The organism is Streptomyces sp. NPDC021020 (assembly GCF_044333285.1).
GTDB lineage: Bacteria > Actinomycetota > Actinomycetes > Streptomycetales > Streptomycetaceae > Actinacidiphila.
Genome location: NZ_JBIRQQ010000009.1, coordinates 133,592 through 154,790, shown reverse-complemented (window position 1 = coordinate 154,790; position 21,199 = coordinate 133,592). Strand labels below are relative to the sequence as shown.

At 72.7% G+C, this 21,199-nt stretch carries 17 protein-coding genes and 1 pseudogene; 3 read left to right on the top strand and 15 right to left on the bottom strand.

The features are described from left to right. Positions 1-43 precede the first annotated feature (43 nt). The 13 genes and pseudogenes from ACH4SL_RS26750 to ACH4SL_RS26690 form a co-directional block, all read right to left on the bottom strand. A pseudogene (locus ACH4SL_RS26750) lies at positions 44-307 on the bottom strand (GNAT family N-acetyltransferase); the annotation flags it as partial. A 577-nt stretch (positions 308-884) separates the two neighbouring features. Beyond that, positions 885-2,348 (bottom strand): glutamate synthase subunit beta, encoded by a 1,464-nt coding sequence (locus ACH4SL_RS26745; protein ID WP_398449932.1) that lies wholly within the window; start codon positions 2,346-2,348, stop codon positions 885-887. Further along, entirely contained in the window at positions 2,341-6,912 is a 4,572-nt protein-coding gene (gene gltB, locus ACH4SL_RS26740) for a glutamate synthase large subunit (RefSeq protein WP_398449930.1), read from the bottom strand. Before gltB ends, ACH4SL_RS26745 begins: the two co-directional genes overlap by 8 nt. 326 nt (positions 6,913-7,238) lie before the next feature. Beyond that, positions 7,239-7,982 (bottom strand): VIT1/CCC1 transporter family protein, encoded by a 744-nt coding sequence (locus ACH4SL_RS26735; protein ID WP_398449928.1) that lies wholly within the window; start codon positions 7,980-7,982, stop codon positions 7,239-7,241. Positions 7,983-8,098: 116 nt separating this feature from the next. Next, on the bottom strand, positions 8,099-9,130 hold the full coding sequence (gene lgt / locus ACH4SL_RS26730) for a prolipoprotein diacylglyceryl transferase (protein ID WP_398449925.1): 1,032 nt from the start codon (positions 9,128-9,130) through the stop codon (positions 8,099-8,101). 139 nt (positions 9,131-9,269) lie between these two features. Then, positions 9,270-10,103 (bottom strand): DsbA family protein, encoded by an 834-nt coding sequence (locus tag ACH4SL_RS26725; RefSeq protein ID WP_398449923.1) that lies wholly within the window; start codon positions 10,101-10,103, stop codon positions 9,270-9,272. 91 nt (positions 10,104-10,194) lie between these two features. Next, positions 10,195-11,013 carry a tryptophan synthase subunit alpha gene (trpA, locus tag ACH4SL_RS26720; protein ID WP_398449921.1) on the bottom strand — a complete coding sequence of 273 codons (819 nt, stop codon included), beginning with the start codon at positions 11,011-11,013 and terminating at the stop codon, positions 10,195-10,197. Beyond that, positions 11,010-12,266 carry a tryptophan synthase subunit beta gene (gene trpB / locus ACH4SL_RS26715; protein ID WP_398449919.1) on the bottom strand — a complete coding sequence of 419 codons (1,257 nt, stop codon included), beginning with the start codon at positions 12,264-12,266 and terminating at the stop codon, positions 11,010-11,012. Before trpB ends, trpA begins: the two co-directional genes overlap by 4 nt. 117 nt (positions 12,267-12,383) lie before the next feature. Next, complete coding sequence (gene trpM, locus ACH4SL_RS26710; RefSeq protein ID WP_398449917.1) at positions 12,384-12,542, bottom strand: tryptophan biosynthesis modulator TrpM; 159 nt, start codon at positions 12,540-12,542, stop codon at positions 12,384-12,386. Between the two features lie 259 nt (positions 12,543-12,801). Next, entirely contained in the window at positions 12,802-13,611 is an 810-nt protein-coding gene (gene trpC, locus ACH4SL_RS26705) for an indole-3-glycerol phosphate synthase TrpC (RefSeq protein WP_398449915.1), read from the bottom strand. Between the two features lie 167 nt (positions 13,612-13,778). Beyond that, positions 13,779-14,213 (bottom strand): DUF2752 domain-containing protein, encoded by a 435-nt coding sequence (locus ACH4SL_RS26700; RefSeq protein ID WP_398450331.1) that lies wholly within the window; start codon positions 14,211-14,213, stop codon positions 13,779-13,781. Between the two features lie 411 nt (positions 14,214-14,624). Next, positions 14,625-14,888: an HGxxPAAW family protein gene (locus ACH4SL_RS26695; protein ID WP_398450329.1), complete on the bottom strand. Its 264-nt coding sequence runs from the start codon at positions 14,886-14,888 to the stop codon at positions 14,625-14,627. A gap of 120 nt (positions 14,889-15,008) precedes the next feature. Then, positions 15,009-15,764 carry a TIGR02234 family membrane protein gene (locus ACH4SL_RS26690; RefSeq protein WP_398449913.1) on the bottom strand — a complete coding sequence of 252 codons (756 nt, stop codon included), beginning with the start codon at positions 15,762-15,764 and terminating at the stop codon, positions 15,009-15,011. Positions 15,765-16,062: 298 nt separating this feature from the next. Here ACH4SL_RS26690 and ACH4SL_RS26685 point away from each other — a divergent pair, with 298 nt between their 5' ends. Then, positions 16,063-17,310, top strand: a complete 1,248-nt coding sequence (locus ACH4SL_RS26685) for a S8 family serine peptidase (RefSeq protein ID WP_398449911.1) — start codon at positions 16,063-16,065, stop codon at positions 17,308-17,310. Between the two features lie 73 nt (positions 17,311-17,383). Here ACH4SL_RS26685 and ACH4SL_RS26680 read toward each other — a convergent pair whose 3' ends face one another. Both ACH4SL_RS26680 and hisI read right to left on the bottom strand, forming a co-directional pair. After that, positions 17,384-18,904: an anthranilate synthase component I gene (locus ACH4SL_RS26680; RefSeq protein ID WP_398449909.1), complete on the bottom strand. Its 1,521-nt coding sequence runs from the start codon at positions 18,902-18,904 to the stop codon at positions 17,384-17,386. Positions 18,905-18,915: 11 nt separating this feature from the next. Beyond that, the gene (gene hisI, locus ACH4SL_RS26675; protein WP_398449907.1) at positions 18,916-19,269 is read right to left on the bottom strand and encodes a phosphoribosyl-AMP cyclohydrolase; all 354 of its coding nucleotides are present in this window, start codon (positions 19,267-19,269) and stop codon (positions 18,916-18,918) included. 269 nt (positions 19,270-19,538) lie between these two features. Between hisI and ACH4SL_RS26670 the strand changes: the two genes are divergently transcribed. Next, the gene (locus ACH4SL_RS26670; protein ID WP_398449905.1) at positions 19,539-20,492 is read left to right on the top strand and encodes a hypothetical protein; all 954 of its coding nucleotides are present in this window, start codon (positions 19,539-19,541) and stop codon (positions 20,490-20,492) included. 74 nt (positions 20,493-20,566) lie between these two features. Further along, entirely contained in the window at positions 20,567-21,199 is a 633-nt protein-coding gene (locus ACH4SL_RS26665; RefSeq protein WP_398449903.1) for a TIGR03085 family metal-binding protein, read from the top strand.

Here is a 21,199-nt window from a genome sequence, read left to right as displayed (position 1 = left end):
CGGCAATCAGGCACACCGGTCATCCGCGGGCACGGATCATCACCGTGGTTCGCCGCCAATACCGATCTGCGCGCTCGATGCGGTTGCCGTAGGCGTAGCCGACCGGCTCGCCCTCCGCGTATGCCAGAACCGCCATGAAACCCGGTTCGCCGGCGTGCCGGTCCAGGCGCTCGCCGAACGCCGTGATCCCGTAGTTCGGCAGGTGAAGCAACGGGGCGCGTACCTCGGCGTAGACGTTGAGGAGATCGCCGCGGACCTTGCGAAGGTCGGTGTACGTACGGAGGTCGACAGCGGGGGCCGCGGTCATACGTTGGTCCTCCCACTCGATGCGTGTATCGGTCCAGACGTCCACGGTGCCTTTTCCCGGTGACCCGGAGAGCTGCCCCACATCCTGACGCCCTCTCACCAGCGCTGCATGTGCCCACCTTCACCGAGCAGTCCAGGGCCCGCGCCTCAGCGCTGCTGCGAAGTGGAAGAGCTTCCGCAAGTGGCGAGCATCTCCGATCATCGGAGGATGGCGGCATCAGGGGATTCGGCCGAGGCGTTCCGGTCGGCGGCGGGGTGCGGGCCAGGGGGCGTGGCTGGACGAGTTGTACGCGGTGAGCGGGTGCGGTCCCGCTCAGGACGTTCCCGGTTCGGCCCCGACCCGGAGAGCCGTGCTCAAGCGGGTCCGTCAGCATGCCGCGGCGCTGCGCCGACTCATGCCGCGGTTGCTCACCGCCGACGGCAGCCACCTCATCAGCCGCTGCTGCCAAGGCTGACCCCGCCCCGGGAACAACGCACAGCGCCCACCTCCGTGGTCGGGGAGCGGTGGGCGCTGTGGTGTTACTGCACCGCACGTCGTTGTGCGGGACAGGTGGGGACCGTCGGGCGGCGGGGGGCCGTCAGACGGTCAGGGGCCGGTCCGTCGGGCGGATCGGGGCGGGGAGGGCGGAGGGGACGCCCGTGAGGTACGCGTCGACCGCCTTCGCGGCGGAGCGGCCCTCGGCGATGGCCCAGACGATGAGGGACTGGCCGCGGCCGGCGTCGCCGGCGACGAAGACGCCGTCGACGTTGGTCGCGTAGTTCTTGTCGCGGGCGATGTTGCCGCGCGCGTCGAGCGCCAGGCCGAGCTGGTCGACCAGGCCGTTGGAGCGGTCGGTGCCGGTGAAGCCCATCGCGAGGGTGACGAGGTCCGCCGGGATGACGCGCTCGGTGCCCTCCTGGGGGACGAACGTCCCGTCCTGGAAGACGACCTCGACCAGGTGCAGCTCGCGGACGTTGCCCTCGGCGTCGCCGGTGAACTTCACCGTGTTGACGGCGTAGACCCGCTCGCCGCCCTCCTCGTGCGCGGAGGTGACCTTGTAGACGGCCGGCATCGTCGGCCAGGGCTGGCCGGCGGGGCGGTCGTCGGAGGGGCGCGGCATGATCTCCAGCTGGGTGACCGACAGCGCGCCCTGGCGGTGGGCGGTGCCCACGCAGTCCGCGCCGGTGTCGCCGCCGCCGATGACCACGACGTGCTTGCCCTCGGCGGTGATGGGGGACGTCACGAAGTCGCCCTCCTGCACCTTGTTGGCCAGCGGCAGGTACTCCATGGCGTAGTGCACGCCGTTGAGCTCGCGGCCCTCGGCGGGCAGGTCGCGGGAGACGGTCGCGCCGGCCGCGATGACGACGGCGTCGTACCGCTTGGCGAGCTTCGCGGCGTCCAGGTCGGTGCCGATCTGCACACCGGTGCGGAATTTGGTGCCCTCCGCGCGCATCTGCTCGATGCGCCGGTTGATGTGCCGCTTCTCCATCTTGAACTCGGGGATGCCGTAGCGCAGCAGCCCGCCGATGCGGTCGGCCCGCTCGTACACCGCGACGGTGTGCCCGGCGCGGGTGAGCTGCTGGGCGGCGGCCAGGCCCGCGGGGCCCGAGCCGATGACGGCGACGGTCTTGCCGGACAGCCGCTCGGGCGGCTGCGGGGTGACGTCACCGGCGTCCCAGGCCTTGTCGATGATGGTGACTTCGACGTTCTTGATGGTGACGGCCGGCTGGTTGATGCCGAGCACGCACGCCGACTCGCAGGGCGCCGGGCACAGCCGCCCGGTGAACTCCGGGAAGTTGTTGGTGGCGTGCAGCCGCTCGGAGGCGGCCTGCCAGTCCTCGCGGTAGGCGTAGTCGTTCCACTCGGGGATCAGGTTCCCGAGCGGACAGCCGTTGTGGCAGAACGGGATGCCGCAGTCCATGCAGCGGCCGGCCTGCTTGGTGATGATCGGCAGCAGCCCGCCGGGGACGTAGACCTCGTTCCAGTCCTGCTTGCGCTCCTCGACCGGGCGGGTGGGCGCGCCCTCGCGGCCGGTGGTGAGGAAGCCCTTGGGGTCAGCCATTTGCCGCCTCCATCATCTTCGCGGTGGTCTCGGACTCGGAGAGTCCGGCCTGCTCGGCGGCGTTCTTGGCGGCGAGCACTGCCTTGTAGTCCCTCGGCATGACCTTGCCGAAGCGGGTGAGGGCGCCGCCCCAGTCGGCGAGCAGCCGCTCGGCGACCGTGGAGCCGGTCTCCTCTGCGTGACGGCGCACCACGTCGTGCAGCCACGTGATGTCGTCGGCGTCCAGCGCCTCGACCTCGACCATGCCGCGGTTGACGGCCGCCGGGTCCAGGTCCAGGACGTAGGCGATGCCGCCGGACATGCCGGCCGCGAAGTTCCGCCCGGTCGGGCCGAGGACGACGGCCCGGCCGCCGGTCATGTACTCGCAGCCGTGGTCGCCCACGCCCTCGGAGACGACGGTGGCGCCGGAGTTGCGGACGCAGAACCGCTCGCCGGTGCGGCCGCGCAGGAACAGCTCGCCCGCGGTGGCGCCGTAGGCGATGGTGTTGCCCGCGATGGTGCTGTACTCGGCGAGGTGGTCGGCGCCGCGGTCGGGCCGGACGACGACCCGGCCGCCGGACAGGCCCTTGCCGACGTAGTCGTTGGCGTCGCCCTCCAGCCGCAGGGTGATGCCCTTGGGCAGGAACGCGCCGAAGGACTGGCCCGCGGAGCCGGTGAAGGTGATGTCGATGGTGCCCTCGGGCAGGCCCGCGCCGCCGTACTTCTTCGTCACCTCGTGGCCGAGCATGGTGCCGACCGTGCGGTTGACGTTGCGGATGGCGACCTGCGCGCGGACCGGGGCGCCGCTGTCCAGGGCGTCGGCGGCGAGCTTGATCAGCTCGTTGTCGAGCGCCTTGGCCAGGCCGTGGTCCTGCTCGGTGACGCGGTGCCGGGCGGCGCCCTCGGGCAGCTCGGGCACGTACAGCAGCGGGGCGAGGTCCAGGCCCTGGGCCTTCCAGTGGTCCACCGCGCGGCCGGCGTCGATGACCTCGGCGCGGCCGACGGCCTCCTCGATGCTGCGGAAGCCCAGCTCGGCGAGCAGCTCGCGGACCTCCTCGGCGATGAACTCGAAGAAGTTGACCACGAACTCCGGCTTGCCGGAGAAGCGGTCGCGCAGCACCGGGTTCTGCGTGGCGACACCGACCGGGCAGGTGTCCAGGTGGCACACCCGCATCATGACGCAGCCGGAGACGACCAGCGGCGCGGTCGCGAAGCCGAACTCCTCGGCGCCGAGCAGCGCGGCGATGACGACGTCCCGGCCGGTCTTGAGCTGGCCGTCGGTCTGCACGACGATACGGTCGCGCAGCCCGTTGAGCAGCAGCGTCTGCTGCGTCTCGGCCAGGCCCAGCTCCCAGGGGCCGCCCGCGTGCTTGAGCGAGGTGAGCGGCGAGGCGCCGGTGCCGCCGTCGTGGCCGGAGATCAGCACCACGTCGGCGTGCGCCTTGCTGACGCCCGCGGCGACGGTGCCGACACCGACCTCGGAGACCAGCTTGACGTGAACACGCGCCTTGGGGTTCGCGTTCTTCAGGTCGTGGATGAGCTGGGCGAGGTCCTCGATGGAGTAGATGTCGTGGTGCGGCGGCGGGGAGATCAGGCCGACGCCCGGGGTGGAGTGCCGGGTGGTGGCGACCCACGGGTAGACCTTGTGGCCGGGCAGCTGGCCGCCCTCGCCGGGCTTGGCGCCCTGGGCCATCTTGATCTGGATGTCGTCCGCGTTGACCAGGTATTCCGAGGTGACGCCGAAGCGGCCGGAGGCGACCTGCTTGATGGCGCTGCGCCGGGCCGGGTCGTACAGCCGGTCCGGGTCCTCGCCGCCCTCGCCGGTGTTGGACTTGCCGCCGAGCTGGTTCATCGCGATGGCGAGCGTCTCGTGCGCCTCGCGGGAGATCGAGCCGTACGACATGGCGCCGGTGGAGAAGCGCTTGACGATCTCGGAGACCGGCTCGACCTCGTCCAGCGGCACGGGCTGCCGGTCGGAGGACAGGCCGAACAGGCCGCGCAGCGTCATGAGGCGCTCGGACTGCTCGTTCACCCGGCCGGTGTACTGCTTGAAGATGTCGTAGCGGCGGGTGCGGGTGGCGTGCTGCAGCCGGAAGACCGTGTCGGGGTCGAACAGGTGCGGCTCGCCCTCGCGGCGCCACTGGTACTCGCCGCCGATCTCCAGCCGGCGGTGCGCGGCCTGGACGCCGGAGACCGGGTAGGCCTTGGCGTGCCGGGCGGCGACCTCGGCGGCGACGACGTCGATGCCCGCGCCGCCGATCTTGGTGTCGGTGAGGTGGAAGTAGGTGTCCACGAAGTCGCGGTCCAGGCCGACGGCCTCGAAGACCTGGGCACCGCGGTAGGAGGCCACGGTGGAGATGCCCATCTTGGACATGACCTTCAGGACGCCCTTGCCGAGCGCCTTGATGAGGTTGCGCATCGCGGCCTCGGGCTCGATGCCGGTCAGGAAGGTGCCCGCGGCGACCAGGTCCTCGACGGACTCCATGGCCAGGTACGGGTTGACGGCCGCGGCGCCGTAGCCGATGAGCAGCGCGACGTGGTGGACCTCGCGGACGTCGCCGGCCTCGACCAGCAGGCCGACCTGGGTGCGCTGCTTGGTGCGGATCAGGTGGTGGTGCACCGCGGAGGTGAGCAGCAGCGACGGGATCGGGGCGTGCTCGGCGTCGGAGTGCCGGTCGGACAGCACGATCAGCCGGGCGCCGTCCTCGATCGCGGCGTCGGCCTCGGCGCAGATCTCGGCGAGCCGGGCGGCCAGCGCCTCGCCGCCGCCGGTGACCCGGTAGAGGCCGGAGAGCGTGGCGGCCTTCAGGCCGGGCATGTCGCCGTCGGCGTTGACGTGGATGAGCTTGGCCAGCTCGTCGTTGTCGATCACCGGGAAGGGCAGCGTGATGTTGCGGCAGGAGGCCGGGCTGGGCTCCAGCAGGTTGCCGGAGGGGCCGATCGTGGAGATCAGCGAGGTGACCAGCTCTTCGCGAATCGCGTCCAGCGGCGGGTTGGTGACCTGCGCGAAGAGCTGGGTGAAGTAGTCGAAGAGCAGCCGCGGGCGCTCGGACAGCGCCGCGATCGGCGTGTCGGTGCCCATCGAGCCGATCGGCTCGGCGCCGGCGCGCGCCATGGGCGCGAGCAGGACGCGCAGCTCCTCCTCGGTGTAGCCGAAGGTCTGCTGGCGGCGGGTGACCGAGGCGTGGGTGTGCACGATGTGCTCGCGCTCGGGCAGGTCGGCCAGGTCGATCAGGCCGGCTTCCAGCCAGTCGGCGTACGGGTTCTGCGCGGCCATCTCGGCCTTGATCTCGTCGTCCTCGACGATACGGTGCGTGACCGTGTCGACCAGGAACATCCGGCCCGGCTGGAGCCGGCCCTTGCGCACGATGCGGGAGGGCTCGATGTCCAGCACGCCGGACTCGGAGGCGAGCACGACCAGGCCGTCGTCGGTGACCCAGTAGCGGCCGGGGCGCAGACCGTTGCGGTCCAGGACCGCGCCGACGACCGAGCCGTCGGAGAAGGCGACGCACGCCGGGCCGTCCCACGGCTCCATGAGCGTGGAGTGGTACTGGTAGAACGCCCGCCGGGCGGGGTCCATCGACTCGTGGTTCTCCCACGCCTCGGGGATCATCATGAGCACGCTGTGCGGCAGCGAGCGGCCGCCGAGGTGCAGCAGCTCCAGGACCTCGTCGAAGGACGCGGTGTCGGAGGCGCCGGGCGTACAGATCGGGAAGATCCGCTCCAGGCCGCCGGTGCCCTGCCCGTTGTCGGACGTCCCGAACAGCTCGCTGGCCAGCTGCGACTCGCGGGCGCGCATCCAGTTGCGGTTGCCCTTGACGGTGTTGATCTCGCCGTTGTGGGCGACGAAGCGGTAGGGGTGTGCGAGCGGCCAGCTCGGGAAGGTGTTCGTCGAGAAGCGCGAGTGCACCAGCGCGATGGCGGTGGCGGTGCGCCGGTCGGACAGGTCCGGGAAGAACGGCTCCAGCTGCCCGGTGGTGAGCATGCCCTTGTAGACGAGGGTGCGCGCGGACAGCGACGGGAAGTAGACCTCGGCCTCGCGCTCGGCGCGCTTGCGCAGCACGAAGGCGGGCCGGTCCAGCTCGATGCCGGACTTCGCGGCGCCGTCGGCGTCGGCGACGAAGAGCTGGGAGAAGAAGGGCATGGTGGAGCGCGCGCTGGCGCCCAGCATGTCCGGGGCGACCGGGACCTCGCGCCAGCCGAGGACGGTCAGGCCCTCCTCGGCGGCGATGCGCTCGATGGCGTCGACGGCCTTGGTGCGGTCGTCCAGCTCGACGGGGAGGAAGGCGAGGCCGACCGCGTAGTGCCCGGCGGCGGGCAGGTCGAAGCCGGCGGCGTCGCGCAGGAACGCGTCAGGGACCTGGAGCAGGATGCCCGCGCCGTCACCCGTGTCGGGCTCGGCGCCGGTGGCTCCGCGGTGCTCCAGGTTGCGCAGGACGGTGAGGGCCTGCTCCACGAGGGCATGGCTGGCCTCGCCGGTGAGGGTGGCCACAAAGCCGACGCCGCAGGCGTCGTGCTCGTTGCGGGGGTCGTACATCCCCTGCGGGGCGGGGTGCCCGTCCATGAACGCGGAACGCGAACGCATGGCTCTCCCGTCGTCGTCATTGGCTTGAAAGCATCGCCTGTCTCCAGGCATGCGCAACAGGGACGACGTTGGCCCTCTGCGATTTCGTGCAGGTTACATGATGGCCGAGTGTTCGAGAACCGGATACTCAGTTTCACCATATGGACATACCGAAGGGGTGGAGCGGCCATATCGGGCCGTCCTCGTACCGCGGGGGTTACCGACGATGCCGAGGGGTGCCCTGGCAGCTCTGCCGGTTGGGTTACCGAGTGATGCCCGGTGTGGCGGTGACTGAAACGGCCACGAAACACAAGACTTGTACGGATGTGCGCGCGGAGGGAATTCCGTCAGCCGACGGCGGAGCCGATCAGGCTTCCCAGTACGAAGGTAACTCCACCGGCCGCCGCGCCCAAGACCAGCTGCCGCAGACCGCTGTACCACCACGACCGGGCGGTGACGCGCGCCACGGCCGCACCGCAGCCGAAGAGCCCGGCGAGCGCCAGCAGCACCGCGGGCCACAGCACGTCCGCGCCCAGCAGGTACGGCAGCACGGGCAGCAGCGCGCCCAGCGCGAAGGACACGAACGACGAGGACGCGGCCACCAGCGGTGACGGCAGGTCGCCCGGGTCGACGCCCAGCTCCTCGCGGGCGTGGATCTCCAGCGCCTGCTCGGGGTCCTTCGACAGCTGCCGGGCCACCTCGTGCGCCAGCTCCGGCTCCACACCGCGCGACACGTACAGCGCGGCCAGCTCGCGCAGCTCGTCCTCGGGGTGCCGGTCCAGCTCGATCCGCTCGACCGCGAGCTCCGCCTCGACCAGCTCGCGCTGCGAGGCCACCGAGGTGTATTCGCCGGCGGCCATGGAGAAGGCGCCGGCCGCGAGCCCGGCCAGGCCCGTCACGACGACGGTGCGCGAGCTCACGTCGCCGCCTGCCACACCGGTCATCAGCGCGAGGTTCGACACCAGGCCGTCCATCGCCCCGAAAACCGCGGGCCGCAGCCAGCCGCCGGAGACGTCACGGTGCTGGTGGTGGGGTACGTGGTAGGGCGCGGACGGGGCGGCTGCAACATCCTCGACGGCTGCGCTGGTCATACGGCCCACCCCTCCCCCGCGCGGCCGTACGGCCGCGGAATCCGGAAACAGGTTCGACCGTACCGGGGGGCGGCAGCCTCCCGCCAGCAAGGAGAGGCTGCCCTGACCTGCGAAAACTAGCCCGCTACGGGCTTGCCGGCGGGCTCCGCCGCGCCCTCTTCCGCCTGCTCGGCGGCGGTTTCGGCGTCCTCGTCGGCCTCGGCCGCGGCCTCGGTCCCGGTCTCGGAGACGTCCGCGGCAACCTCGGCGTCCGCGCCGGACTTCCCGGCGTCCTGCCCGTCCGCGGCGGCGCCCTCGATGCCTTCGGCGCCCTCGGCGCCTTCAGCGCCCGGCTCCACGACCGCCTCACGGCCCGGCCGCAGCTTGCTCGACACCACGAGGTAGGCCACGGCGGCGACGAAGAGGAGGATCGCCGTCCAGTCGTTGAGACGCATGCCCAGGATGCGGTGCGCGTAGTCGATGCGCATGTGCTCGGTCCAGAACCGCCCCACCGTGTACGCGGCCACGTAGAGCGCGAAGGCCCGCCCGTGCCCGAGCTTGAAGCGGCGGTCGGCCCAGATCACCAGCAGCGCCACACCGACGCACCACAGCGACTCGTACAGGAAGGTCGGGTGGTACGTGGCCAGGTCCGGCGTGGCGTCCGGGCGGTGCGCGGCGTCGATCTTCAGGCCCCACGGCAGCGTGGTGGGCTTGCCGTACAGCTCCTGGTTGAACCAGTTGCCCCAGCGTCCGGCGGCCTGCGCGAAGGCGATACCCGGCGCGATGGCGTCGGCGTACGCCGGCAGTGCGATGCCGCGGCGGCGGCAGCCGATCCAGGCGCCCAGCGCGCCCATGGCGATGGCGCCCCAGATGCCCAGGCCGCCCTGCCACACCTTGAAGGCGTCGACCCAGTCCTTGCCGTCGGTGAAGTACAGCTCGTAATCGGTGATCACGTGGTAGAGCCGGCCGCCGACGAGGCCGAAGGGCACCGCCCACACGGCGATGTCGGCGACCGTGCCGACCTTGCCGCCGCGGTCGATCCAGCGCTTGTTGCCGTACCAGACAGCGATGAAGACGCCGATGATGATGCAGAACGCGTAGCCGCGCAGCGGGATCGGTCCGAGGTGGACGACGCCGTGCGAGGGGCTGGGGATGAATGCGAGTTCCATGGCAATGTCCGACGCTACCGTGCCGGGCGCGAAGTCGGCAGCCCGCCCGGCTACGTCTGGATAACGGCCGGGCGCGCAGTGTCGTGCCCCCGCGGCTCCGCGTGACCGCCGGGGCGGTACCGGCGGAGCCCGGGGCGGCTCACGACGAGGGGCTCGCGGTGGGGGTCGCGGTCGTCGTCGCCGTGCCGGCCGGCTTGCCCTTGTTGGCGTCCGCGACCATCTTCTTGAGGCTGTCCGGGGTGAGCGCGGGGCTGGCGCCGTAGACGCTCTTGCCGTTCAGCAGCACGGTCGGGGTGGAGTTGAATCCGGATTTCCCGAAGGCGTCGTTGGACTTGCGCACCCAGTTGTCGTGTGTGCCGTCGTTCACACAGGAGGTGAAGGCGGCCGTCTTCAGTCCGGGCACCTTCTCCGCGAGGGAGAGCAGGGTGTCCTTGTCGCCGAACTTGTCGTCCTGCTCGTCGGGCTGGTTGTCGTAGAGGACGTCGTGGTAAGCGCGGAACTTCCCGGCGTCCTGGGCGCAGGCCGCGGCGTTCGCGGCGTTGAGCGAGCCGTCGCCGCCGAGGTTGCCGTCGATGAGCGTCACCAGGTGGTATTCGGTGCGCATCTGCCCGCTGTCCTCCAGCGCGTGGATGGTGGGCGTGAACTGCTTTTCGAAGGCGTCGCAGGCCGGGCAGCGGAAGTCCTCGTAGATGGTGAGGACCGAGGGCGCGTCCGCGGCGCCGACCGGGATCACCAGGCTGCCGTCGCCGGTGGCGCCGCTGGGGGCGGCGGCGGGGGTGCCGGGGATGGCGCCGCTGCCCGAGCCGTGGTTGCTGGCCACGACCCCGATCACCGCTCCGACGCCCAGCACGGCCGCCACCACCGTCACGGCGATCAGGGTCCGCTTGCGCCGCTGCCGGGCCTGCTCCCGGGCACGCTGCTCGCGCAGGGCCTCGCGGGCGCTGCGTTTTCCGTCTCGATTGCGTTCACTCACGCCCAGCGCAACGGTGGGGGGATGCGCCCAGCGCCTCCCCCCACCGTTTTTCGCTCGCGGGAGTGACAAGAATCGCTCCCCCGGGTGATCGTCAGGTCCGCTTGCGTACGCCCTCGGCCAGCTCGGCGGCCAGCGCGCGGACCGCGGCGAGCCCGGCGGCCAGGTCGTCACCGGCGTCCAGCATGCGCTTGACGAAGGCAGTGCCGACGATGACGCCGTCGGCGAAGCCCGCGACCTCGGCGGCCTGCGCGGCGTTCGACACCCCGAGGCCGACGCACACCGGCAGGCCGGTCGTGGCGCGGGTGCGCCGCACCAGGTCGGCCGCCTGCTCGCCGACGCTCGCGCGGGTGCCCGTCACGCCCATGAGCGAGGCCGCGTAGACGAAGCCGGAGCCCGCCTCGGTGATACGCGCCAGCCGCTCGTCGCGGCTGGAGGGCGCGACGACGAAGACCGTCCCGAGACCGTGCTCGGCGGCCGCCTTCCGCCACGTCCCGGACTCCTCGACCGGCAGGTCGGGCAGGATGCACCCGGCGCCGCCCGCCTCGGCCAGGTCCGCGGCGAAGCGCTCGGCGCCGTAGCGGTCGACCGGATTCCAGTACGTCATGACCAGCACCGGCTTGCCGGTGGCCGCGTGCGCCTCGCGCACCGTGCGCAGCACGTCGGCGATGCGGACGCCGCCGCGCAGCGCGATGTCGTCGGCCGTCTGGATGACCGGGCCGTCGAGAACCGGGTCGCTGTGCGGCAGCCCGACCTCGATGATGTCGGCGCCGCCGTCGCAGGCCGCCTTGATCGCCTCGATGCCGCCGTCGACGGTCGGGAAGCCCGCGGGGAAGTACGCGATCAGCGCGGCGCGGTTCTCCGCCTTCGCGTCCGCGAGCGTCTTGTCCAGCAGTGCGATCGTGCCGCTCACTTGGCCGCCCCCTCAGCGCTCGCGCTGTCGTACAGCCCGAAGTAGCGGGCCGCCGTGTCCATGTCCTTGTCACCGCGCCCGGAGAGGTTGACCAGCAGCAGGGCCTCGGGGCCCAGCTCGCGGCCCAGCTCCAGCGCGCCGGCCAGCGCGTGCGCGCTCTCGATGGCCGGGATGATGCCCTCGGTGCGCGACAGCAGCCGCAGCGCCTGCATGGCCGCGTCGTCCGTCACCGCGCGGTATTCGGCGCGCCCGGTGTCCTTGAGGTAGGCGTGCTCGGGGCCGACGCCCGGGTAGTCGAGGCCCGCGGAGATCGAGTACGGCTCGGTGATCTGGCCCTCGTCGTCCTGGAGCACGTACGAACGGGAGCCGTGCAGGATGCCGGGCTCGCCCGCGGTCAGCGTCGCCGCGTGCTCGCCGGTCGCCACGCCGCGGCCGGCCGGCTCGCAGCCGACCAGCCGGACACCGGCGTCGGGCAGGAAGGCGTGGAAGAGGCCCATGGCGTTGGAGCCGCCGCCGACGCAGGCCACCGCCGCGTCGGGCAGCCGCCCGGTGCGCTCCAGCAGCTGGCGGCGTGCCTCGACGCCGATCACCCGGTGGAAGTCGCGCACCAGCGCCGGGAAGGGGTGCGGGCCGGCGACCGTACCGAAGAGGTAGTGGGTGCGGTCGACGTTGGCGACCCAGTCGCGGAAGGCCTCGTTGATGGCGTCCTTGAGCGTGCGGCTGCCCGAGGTGACGGCGATCACCTCGGCGCCGAGCATGCGCATCCGCGCGACGTTCAGGGCCTGCCGCTCGGTGTCGACCTCGCCCATGTAGATCGTGCACTCCAGGCCGAAGAGCGCGCACGCGGTGGCCGTGGCCACGCCGTGCTGGCCCGCGCCGGTCTCGGCGATGATCCGGGTCTTGCCCATCCGCCGGGTGAGCAGGGCCTGGCCCAGCACGTTGTTGATCTTGTGCGAGCCGGTGTGGTTCAGGTCCTCGCGCTTGAGGAAGACCCGCGCGCCGCCCGCCTCGGCGCCGAACCGCCGCACCTCGGTGAGCGCGCTCGGGCGGCCGGTGTAGTTGGCCTGGAGGTCGTTCAGCTCCGCGGCGAAGGCGGGGTCCGCCTTCGCCTTCTCGTACTCGGCGGCGACCTCGTCCACGGCGGCGACCAGCGCCTCCGGGATGAACTTGCCGCCGAACGCGCCGAAGTAGCCCTCGGCGCTGGGAGTTTGACCCTCCGGGTCGGGGAGGAAGAAATCGTGCTCTGCTGGCATGGGTGTCCCCTGGTCAGGTGTACGTACGCGCTGCGCGCGGGCTTCCTGCCCGACGCGCCGGGCGCGGTGAACGAGCCGTACGCATACGGCTGCGGCTGCGGCTTATGCGGCTGCTGCTTATGCGGCTGCTGTTGCGCCGCGGCGCCATCGCCTGCCGTTCACCTGACCGGGCTCGCACCCGATGACGTACCGCACGCGCCGCCCCAGCACCCGGCGCGCCGGCGCCCGGCACCCCCGGGGCCGGCATCCACGCGCCAGCCGTACGTCCAATGACATGGGGCTCACCTTACCGTGCGAAGCGGCTGCGCCGGGCGGGGAGAGGATGCGCTTGGCGCGCCGGGCAAGGGTGCAGGGTGCCCCTGCGGCGCGGGGCACACCAGGGGCGCGGGGAACTGCGCGAGCAACCCACCACCGGCCGGTGGTCCGGAACGAACCGAACTGCCCCTTCGGGCCGGTGACTACGCGCGCCACCGTCGTGGCTGGCCGCGCAGTTCCCCGCGCCCCTGCGGGGCGCAGGCCCCGCGCAGCGGTGAGGTCAGTCCCGGCCCGGCCGCAAGGCCGGGTGGGCGCCGGCGGCGACGAGGTCCGCGACCGCGGTACGGGGGTCGCGGCCGGTGACGAGGGACTCGCCCACGAGCACCGCGTCGGCGCCGTCGTTCGCGTAGGCGATGAGGTCGTGGGGCCCGCGGACCCCGGACTCCGCGATCTTCACGATGTGGTCCGGGATCTCGGGCGCGATGCGCCCGAAATTCCCGCGGTCGACCTGCAGGGTCTTGAGGTCGCGCGCGTTCACGCCGATGATGCGCGCCCCCGCGTCGACGGCCCGCGCGACCTCCTCCTCGTCGTGCACCTCGACGATCGGGGTGAGGCCGATCGACTCCGCGCGCTCGATGAGCGAGACCAGCGCGGGCTGGTCGAGCGCCGACACGATGAGCAGCGCGAGGTCCGCCCCGTAGGCGCGGGCCTCCCACAGCTGGTAGGCGCTGACGATGAAGTCCTTGCGCAGGACGGGGATGTCGACCTTGGCGCGGACCGCTTCGAGGTCGGCGAGGGAGCCGCCGAAGCGGCGCTGCTCGGTGAGGACGCTGATGACCGCCGCGCCACCCGCCTCGTAGTCGGCGGCGAGGCCCGCGGGGTCGGCGATCGCGGCGAGCGCGCCCTTGGACGGGCTGGACCGCTTGACCTCGCAGATGACCTTCACGGCGTCGCCGCGGAGCGCCGCGACGCCGTCCTTCGCGTCCCGGGCCTTGGTGGCGCGCTCCTTGAGCTCGTCGAGGGACACGCGAGCCTGCCGCTCGGCGAGGTCGGCACGGACTCCGTCGATGATCTCGTCGAGCACACTCACGCGACAGCTCCCTTTCGGCCGGCCGTACAGCGAAATGATCAGGCCGGTGGCGGTGACCACCGGTTCCGACGATGGTATCGGGCGGGTGCCCGGCAGCCCGCATCCGGTGATCCGCGGTCCCACCACCTGGACAATCTTGCCCCGGCTGCGAACCTCCGAGGGGCTGCTCAGGGCGCGAGCGCGGCCCCGAAGGGCAGGTTCCTGACCACGGTGAAGGCCAGCAGCAGCCCGCACAGGGCGTAGAGCGCGGCGGGCGGCAGGGCGGGGTCGAAGCGCCGGCCGCGCAGCGTACGGAGGAACCACACCGCCCAGACGACGGCGAGGACGGCGTAGCCGACGACCGCGGCGGCGTTGCAGCCCAGCGCGGTGCCGAGATGCCCGTGGGCGAGCGCGTGGGCGCCGCGCAGGCCGCCGCAGCCGGGGCAGTACAGGCCCGTGTAGTGCAGCAGCGGGCACACGGGGTAGTGCCCGGGCTGGTTCGGGTCGACGGCGGCGACGTAGCCGAACCCGGCGATGACGGCGCCGAGGACGCCGAGGGGTACGGCGAGGTTGCCGCGTACGCGGGTGGGGGAGGCGGCTGCGGCGTGGCTCACGCCGCTGATCCTCCCCTCCACCCCGCGAGCGGGCCCTCCGGGAGCCCCCGTACGAGTGAGCATGCGCCTCCGGCGCGGGTTGAGCGTCTTCGGGTGCGGCTGCGCCGCGGGCCGAGCGCTGTGCGCTGCCGCGCCGGGTGCCTCCAGGGGCGCGGGGAACTGCGCGACCAGCCACGACGGTGGCGCGGGTAGTCACCGGGCCGAAGGGGCAGTTGCTGTCGTTTCCGGACCACCGGCCGGTGGGGGCGGGCCGCGCAGTTCCCCGCGCCCCTACGGGGCACGGCCCCTGCGCAGCAGAAACGCCCACCATCCGCGGCAGGAAAATTCGCCCCCCGCGAGGGGAAAACGCGGCGGCGCAGCCCACCCCCCGTGAGGGGAACGGCTGCGCCGGAGAAGGGGCGGGGCGAGGCCCCGGGAGAGTCAGGCGTGCGCGGCAGCCTGCTCGCGCTCGGCCCGCTCGGCCGTCGCGTCGGCCGGCACGGTGACCTGGGTCTTGCGGCCCATGCCCATGGACTTCATGATGCCGCCGACCAGCGGGCCGAGCAGGACGACGCCCATGCTGATCCAGAACGGGACCGGGTCCGCGGCCACGATGAAGACGCCGGCGGCGCAGAAGCCGACGAAGGAGATGATCACGCCGGTCCAGGCGGCCGGGGTGTGTCCGTGGTCGTAGTGGGCCGCCATGAAGAACTCCCTGATGCTCACACTCGGGGGCGACCTTCGCCTCCTGCTCCGCTCCCATTGTTGCGCGTATCGGGTACGGAACGTGCAGCGGGGTGGGCGCGCCGGGGTGTGGTGCCGGTCTCAGACGGCGGGGCCGGTCGGGTCCTCGCCGCGGTCCAGGGCTTTCCACAGGTCCTCCGCGCGGTCGGGGTCGACGGGCGCGGGGCGGCGGGCCGCCGCGGCGCGGGTCCGGGCGGGGCGGGTGGTTCCCGGGGCGTCGTAGCGGCTGGACATCACGGGCCAGGACGGGCCGTACCGCAGCGCGAGCAGCCCGGCGGCGAGCAGCAGCAGGCCGCCGGCGACGGAGACGAAGGGCCAGCCGGTGGTGGTGACGTGCCGGGCGGTGTCGTGGGCGAGGCCCGCGGTGGAGGCGGCGGCCTCGTTCACGGCCGCGTGGCTGCCGCGCCGGGCGAGCGTGACCACCACGGCGCCGAGGCCGGCGAGGGCGAGCAGCGCGGAGACGACGTAGCGGCCGGCGCGGCGGACGGCGAAGACGGCGACCAGCGAGGCCAGCCCGACGAGCGCGAGCCCGCCGGGGAGCGCGGTGGTGTCCGTGCCGCTGGCGTGTACGGGGAGGTTGGTCTCGCCGAAGGCGGCGTAGCCGCGCGACCAGGTCTTGCCCGCGGCGACCAGCACCAGGCTCGCCCCGAGCGCCCCCGCGGGCAGCGCGACGCCGAGGGTGCGCAGCCCGACGCGCCGCGCGGCCCTGGCACGGTCCTCCGCGGAAGCGGACGCGGGCGCGGACTCAGCCGCAGCGTCCGGCGCAGCCCCGGCGGCAGGGGCGGAGGCGTCGGCGGCGGTTTCTTCGGCGGCGGACTGGCGCGGGACGGAGGTCACCCCACCACTATCCCCTGCCGCCGGGCGGCACCGGTGACCGGGGCCCGCGGCGGCGCGGAGGGCGCAGACCGGGACAAGCCGCTCCCACACCCCCTCGCCGGTCATGATCAGGTCAAGAATGCGCCAACTCCTGCCCATTAAAAGGCAAAACGGCAACGGACCTTCCGCTTTCGTCCGCTTCGCGCCCTTGTTGGCGTGCGCCCGTCACCCTACGTTCTTCGGCCAACCCCCTGCACCCCACATATCGCAGGGGTCTCACCACACACGCACCACCGACTCCCCCCACAGGAGGACGCACGTGCAGCAAACCCCCCACACCCGTACGAACACCCGCCATACCTGGCCGGCCCTCGCCGCGGCGGCGAGCCTCGCCGCGGCCGGGCTGGTCGGCCTCGCCCAGCCCGCGGGCGCGGCGCAGGACACCGCTCCCGTGCACCGGCTGACCACCGCGCGCTCCTGCGCGGTCGCCACCGCCCCGGACGCGATGGCCTGCAAGGCGCTGCGGGTCACCAGCGGCAGCGACACCCTCGCGCCCTCGGCGCGCTCCGCGCACCCGGCGGCCATCCCGTCGGGTTACGGACCGTCCGAGCTGCGCGCGGCGTACGCGCTGCCCGACACCGGCGGCGAGGGCGCCACCGTCGCCATAGTCGACGCCTACGACAACCCGAACGCGGAAGCGGACCTGGCCACGTACCGCGCCGAGTACGGTCTGCCGGCCTGCACCACGGACAACGGCTGCTTCCGCAAGGTCGACCAGCGCGGCGGCTCCACCGTGCCGGTGCCCAACACCGGCTGGGCCGAGGAGATATCGCTCGACCTGGACATGGTCAGCGCGATCTGCCCGGCCTGCCACATCCTGCTGGTCGAGGCGGACACCTCGTTCCTGACCGATCTCGGCGAGGCCGTCAACACCGCGGTCGCGCTGGGCGCCCGGTACGTCTCCAACAGCTACGGCGGCGCCGAGTCGGGCGCGGACACGACGTACGACAGCGACTACTTCGACCACCCGGGCGTCGCCATCACCGCCAGTTCCGGGGACGGCGGGTACGGCGTGCTGTACCCGGCGGCCTCGCCGTACGTGACGGCGGTCGGCGGCAGCTCGCTGCGGCCGGACGACAGCGCGCGCGGCTGGACGGAGACCGTCTGGGGCGGCGCGGGCTCGGGCTGCTCGGCGTACGACCCCAAGCCCGCGTGGCAGCAGGACACCGAGTGCGCCGGCCGTACCGTGGCCGACGTCTCCGCGGTGTCCGACCCGGCGACCGGTGTCGCGGTCTACGACACGTACGGCACCGACATCGGCTGGGAGGTCTTCGGCGGGACCAGCGCCGCGGCCCCGCTCATCGCCTCGGCGTACGCGCTGGCCGGGGTGCCGTCCGAGGGCTCCTACCCGGCGTCCTTCCCGTACGCGCACGGCGACGCGCTCAACGACGTGCAGGGCGGCACGAACGGCGAGTGCGCGGGCTCGTACCTGTGCACGGGCGCGGTCGGCTACGACGGCCCGAGCGGCGTCGGCACGCCGAACGGCCTGGCGGCCTTCACCGGCTGACCGGCCGTCGGAACGGCCGGGGGCGGGGCGGGTGTGACGACCCGCCCCGCCCCCGGCATCCGCGCGGGATCCGCTACGAGGAACGCGCCGCGCGCGTGATGTGGTTGGCGATCGCGACCGCCCGGAGCACCGCCGCCGCCTTGTTGCGGCACTCGGTGTCCTCCGCCTCCGGGTCGGAGTCGGCGACGACGCCCGCGCCCGCCTGCACGTACGCGACGCCGTCGCGCAGCACCGCGGTGCGGATGGCGATCGCGGTGTCGGAGTCCCCGGCGAAGTCCAGGTAGCCGACGCAGCCGCCGTAGACACCGCGGCGGACGGGCTCCAGCTCCTCGATGATCTGCATGGCGCGCGGCTTGGGCGCGCCCGACAGGGTGCCGGCCGGGAAGCACGCGGTGAGCACGTCGAAGGCGGTGCGGTCCTCGGCCACCTTGCCGGTCACGGTCGAGACGATGTGCATGACGTGCGAGTAGCGCTCGATCGACATGAAGTCGACGACCTCGACGCTGCCCGGCTCGCACACCCGCCCCAGGTCGTTGCGCCCGAGGTCGACGAGCATCAGGTGCTCGGCGCGCTCCTTGGGGTCGGCGAGCAGTTCCTCGGCGAGCGCCGCGTCGGCCTGCGGGGTCGCGCCGCGCGGCCGGGTGCCCGCGATGGGGTGCACCATGGCCTGCCCGTCCTCGACCTTGACGAGCGCCTCGGGGCTGGAGCCGACGACGTCGAAGCCCTCCAGCCGCAGCAGGTACATGTACGGCGAGGGGTTGGTGGTGCGCAGCACGCGGTAGACGTCGAGGGCGCTCGCCTCGCAGTCGGTCGTCATCCGCTGCGAGACGACGACCTGGAAGGCCTCGCCCGCGTGGATGCGCTCCTTGATGTCCTCGACCGCGCCCTGGTACTCCCGGCCGCCGAAGCCCCAGCTGACGGGGAAGTCGACGGAGGCGGGCAGCTCGGCGGGCGGCTGCGGGAGGGCCCGGCCGAGGTCGGCCTGCATCGCGTCGAGGCGGGCGACGGCGTCGGCGTACGCCTCGTCGACCCCGGTGTCCTCGTCGTTGTGGTTGATCGCGTTGGCGATCAGCAGCACCGTGCCGTCCCAGTGGTCCAGCACCGCGAGGTCGGAGGTGAGCAGCATGGTCAGCTCGGGCAGCTCCAGCGGGTCGTGGGTGCTGTCGCCGATGCGCTCCAGGCGGCGCACGATGTCGTAGCCGAGGTAGCCGACCATGCCGCCGGTGAAGGGCGGCATGCCGGCGGTGAGGTCGCGCGGGGTGTGCAGCGCCTCGACGGTGGCGCGCAGCGCCGCCAGCGGGTCGCCGTCGACGGGCACGCCGACCGGCGGGGAGCCGAGCCAGTGCGTCTGCCCGTCGCGTACGGTCAGCGTCGCCGCCGAGCGCACCCCGACGAAGCTGTAACGGGACCAGGAGCCGCCGCCTGCGCCGCTGTTGGAGCTGGTGTCGGCGGATTCCAGCAGGAAGGTGCCGACCCGCTCGGCGGCGAGCTTGCGGTAGAGCCCGACCGGCGTGTCGCCGTCCGCGAGGAGGCGGCGGCTGACCGGGATGACGCGGCGGTCGACCGCGAGCTTGCGGAACGTGTCCAGGTCCATGGCCGCAGACCTTACTGGCCCGGCGCGGGCAGCAGGACGTCCGCGTCGAAGCAGGTGCGGTCCCCGGTGTGGCAGGCGGCGCCGACCTGGTCGACCCGCACCAGCAGGGTGTCGCCGTCGCAGTCCAGCGCGACGGACTTCACGTGCTGGACGTGCCCGGAGGTGTCGCCCTTGGTCCAGTACTCGCCGCGGCTGCGGCTCCAGTACGTGCAGCGGCCGGTGGTGAGGGTGCGGTGGAGCGCCTCGTCGTCCATCCAGCCGAGCATCAGCACCTCACCGGTGTCGTACTGCTGGGCGATGGCGGGCACCAGGCCGTCGGCGGTGCGCTTGAGGCGGGCGGCGACGGCGGGGTCGAGCTGGGACATGCGTCCATGATGCCGCCGGTCGGGGCGTGCGCGGAAATGACGTGTCCGGATGCCGGACCGGGTCCCTCCGCGGTCCGCGGCCGGGTCGGGGCGCGGCGGCCGGAGGTGGCCGGATCCGTACGGTCGCGATGCCCCGGAAAGCGGGCGCGGGCCCCGGAAAGCACGCACCGGGACCGATAACCGGCAAAGGGGATAAGCGGATTGACTGTAGCCAAGCTGTCGCGGGGTTGTTACTCGCGACCGTCACCCGTATGGGGCATCCTTCGTGCATGGGTTTTCCACCACCGCCTCCGCACAACGGCCCGCAGCCGCCCCCCGACCAGGGCGGCGGTTTCGGCCCGCCCCAGGGCTTCGGCCCGCCTCCTCCCCCGCCCCCGAACGACGGTTACGGCTATCCGCAGCAGGGCGGCGGCTTCGGCCCGCCCGGACCTGCCGGACCACCGGCCCCTCCCGGCGGGGGCTACGGCTACCCCGGTGACGGCGGCTACGGCGGCCCCCCGCAGGGCGGCGGCTACGGCCCTCCGCAGGGCGGCGGTTTCGGCCCGGGCGGTTACGGGCCCGGCGGTTTCCCGCCGCCCCCGCCGCCGCCGAACAACACCAAGCGCAACGTGTGGATAGCCGTCGGCGCGGTCGTGGTCGTCGGCGCCATCATCGGTGTCGCCGTCGCCGCGAGCGGTGGCAGCGACGACAAGAAGCCGAGCGCCAAGGACACGACGTCGATATCGATGCCGACGGTGTCGCATCTGCCGACCGACATCCCGTCACCGACGTTCAGCCTGCCGACCGACTTCCCGAGCCTGGACCTGCCGACCGACTTCCCGAGCGACGACAGCTCCGACGAGCCGGATCCGTCCGCGTCGGACTCCCAGGACATCGCGTACATCGTGGTCGACCCGGGCAAGTGCTTCAACGCCCCGTCGATGACGCACACCATCGACGAGGTCCAGGTCGTGTCCTGCACCTCGCCGCACGACGCGCAGTCGGTCGCCACCAAGACGCTGTCCGGGACCTTCGCCTCCGAGCAGGACATCCAGGACAAGGCGTTCGACCTGTGCAAGGCCGACGCCAAGGCGCACGCGCCCGCGGACGGCAAGGAGTACTACGAGTACGTGCTCTACCCGCAGTTGGTGACGTACGAGATCCAGGGCCGCAAGACGGTCACCTGCGCGCTCAGCATCAACGACGGGACCAACGGCAAGAAGCTCACCAAGAAGCTGAAGTGACGCCGGGAGGCTGACGCCACACACCCGGGCGCGAGGAGCGGGCGGGAGCGGCGCCGGGGTTCTAACCTGGCGTCATGACGACCCATGCACAGCGTGAACGTCTGCTCCTCGCCGACCTGCTGGAGGCGTCCGGGCCGGAGGCGCCGACCCTCTGCGGGACGTGGACGACCCGGGATCTGGCCGCCCACGTCGTCGTGCGCGAACGCCGCGGCGACGCGGCGGCCGGCCTGGTCGTGCCGCGGCTCGCGGACCGGCTCGAAAGGGTGCGCCGCGAATACGCGGAGCGCCCGTACGCCGAGCTGATCCGGCTGATCAGGACGGGGCCGCCGCGGCTGTCGCCGTTCGCCCTCAAACAGCTGGACGAGGCGTCCAACACGGTGGAGTTCTACGTCCACACCGAGGACGTACGGCGCGCCGCGCCCGAGTGGACCCCGCGGGAGATCGACCCCGTCTTCGCGGACGCCCTGTGGAAGCGGCTGGAGCGGGCCGCCCGGATCTTCGGCCGCCGCTCCCCCGTCGGCCTGGTGCTGCGCCGCCCGGACGGCCAGACGGTGGTGGCGCACCGCGGCTCGCCCGTCGTGACCGTCACCGGCGAGCCGGCCGAGCTGACGATGTACGCCTTCGGGCGGCAGTCGGTCGCGGACGTCACCGCGGAGGGCGAGGCGGAGGCGGTGGGCAGGGCGGCGGTCGCGGAACTCGGCGTCTGA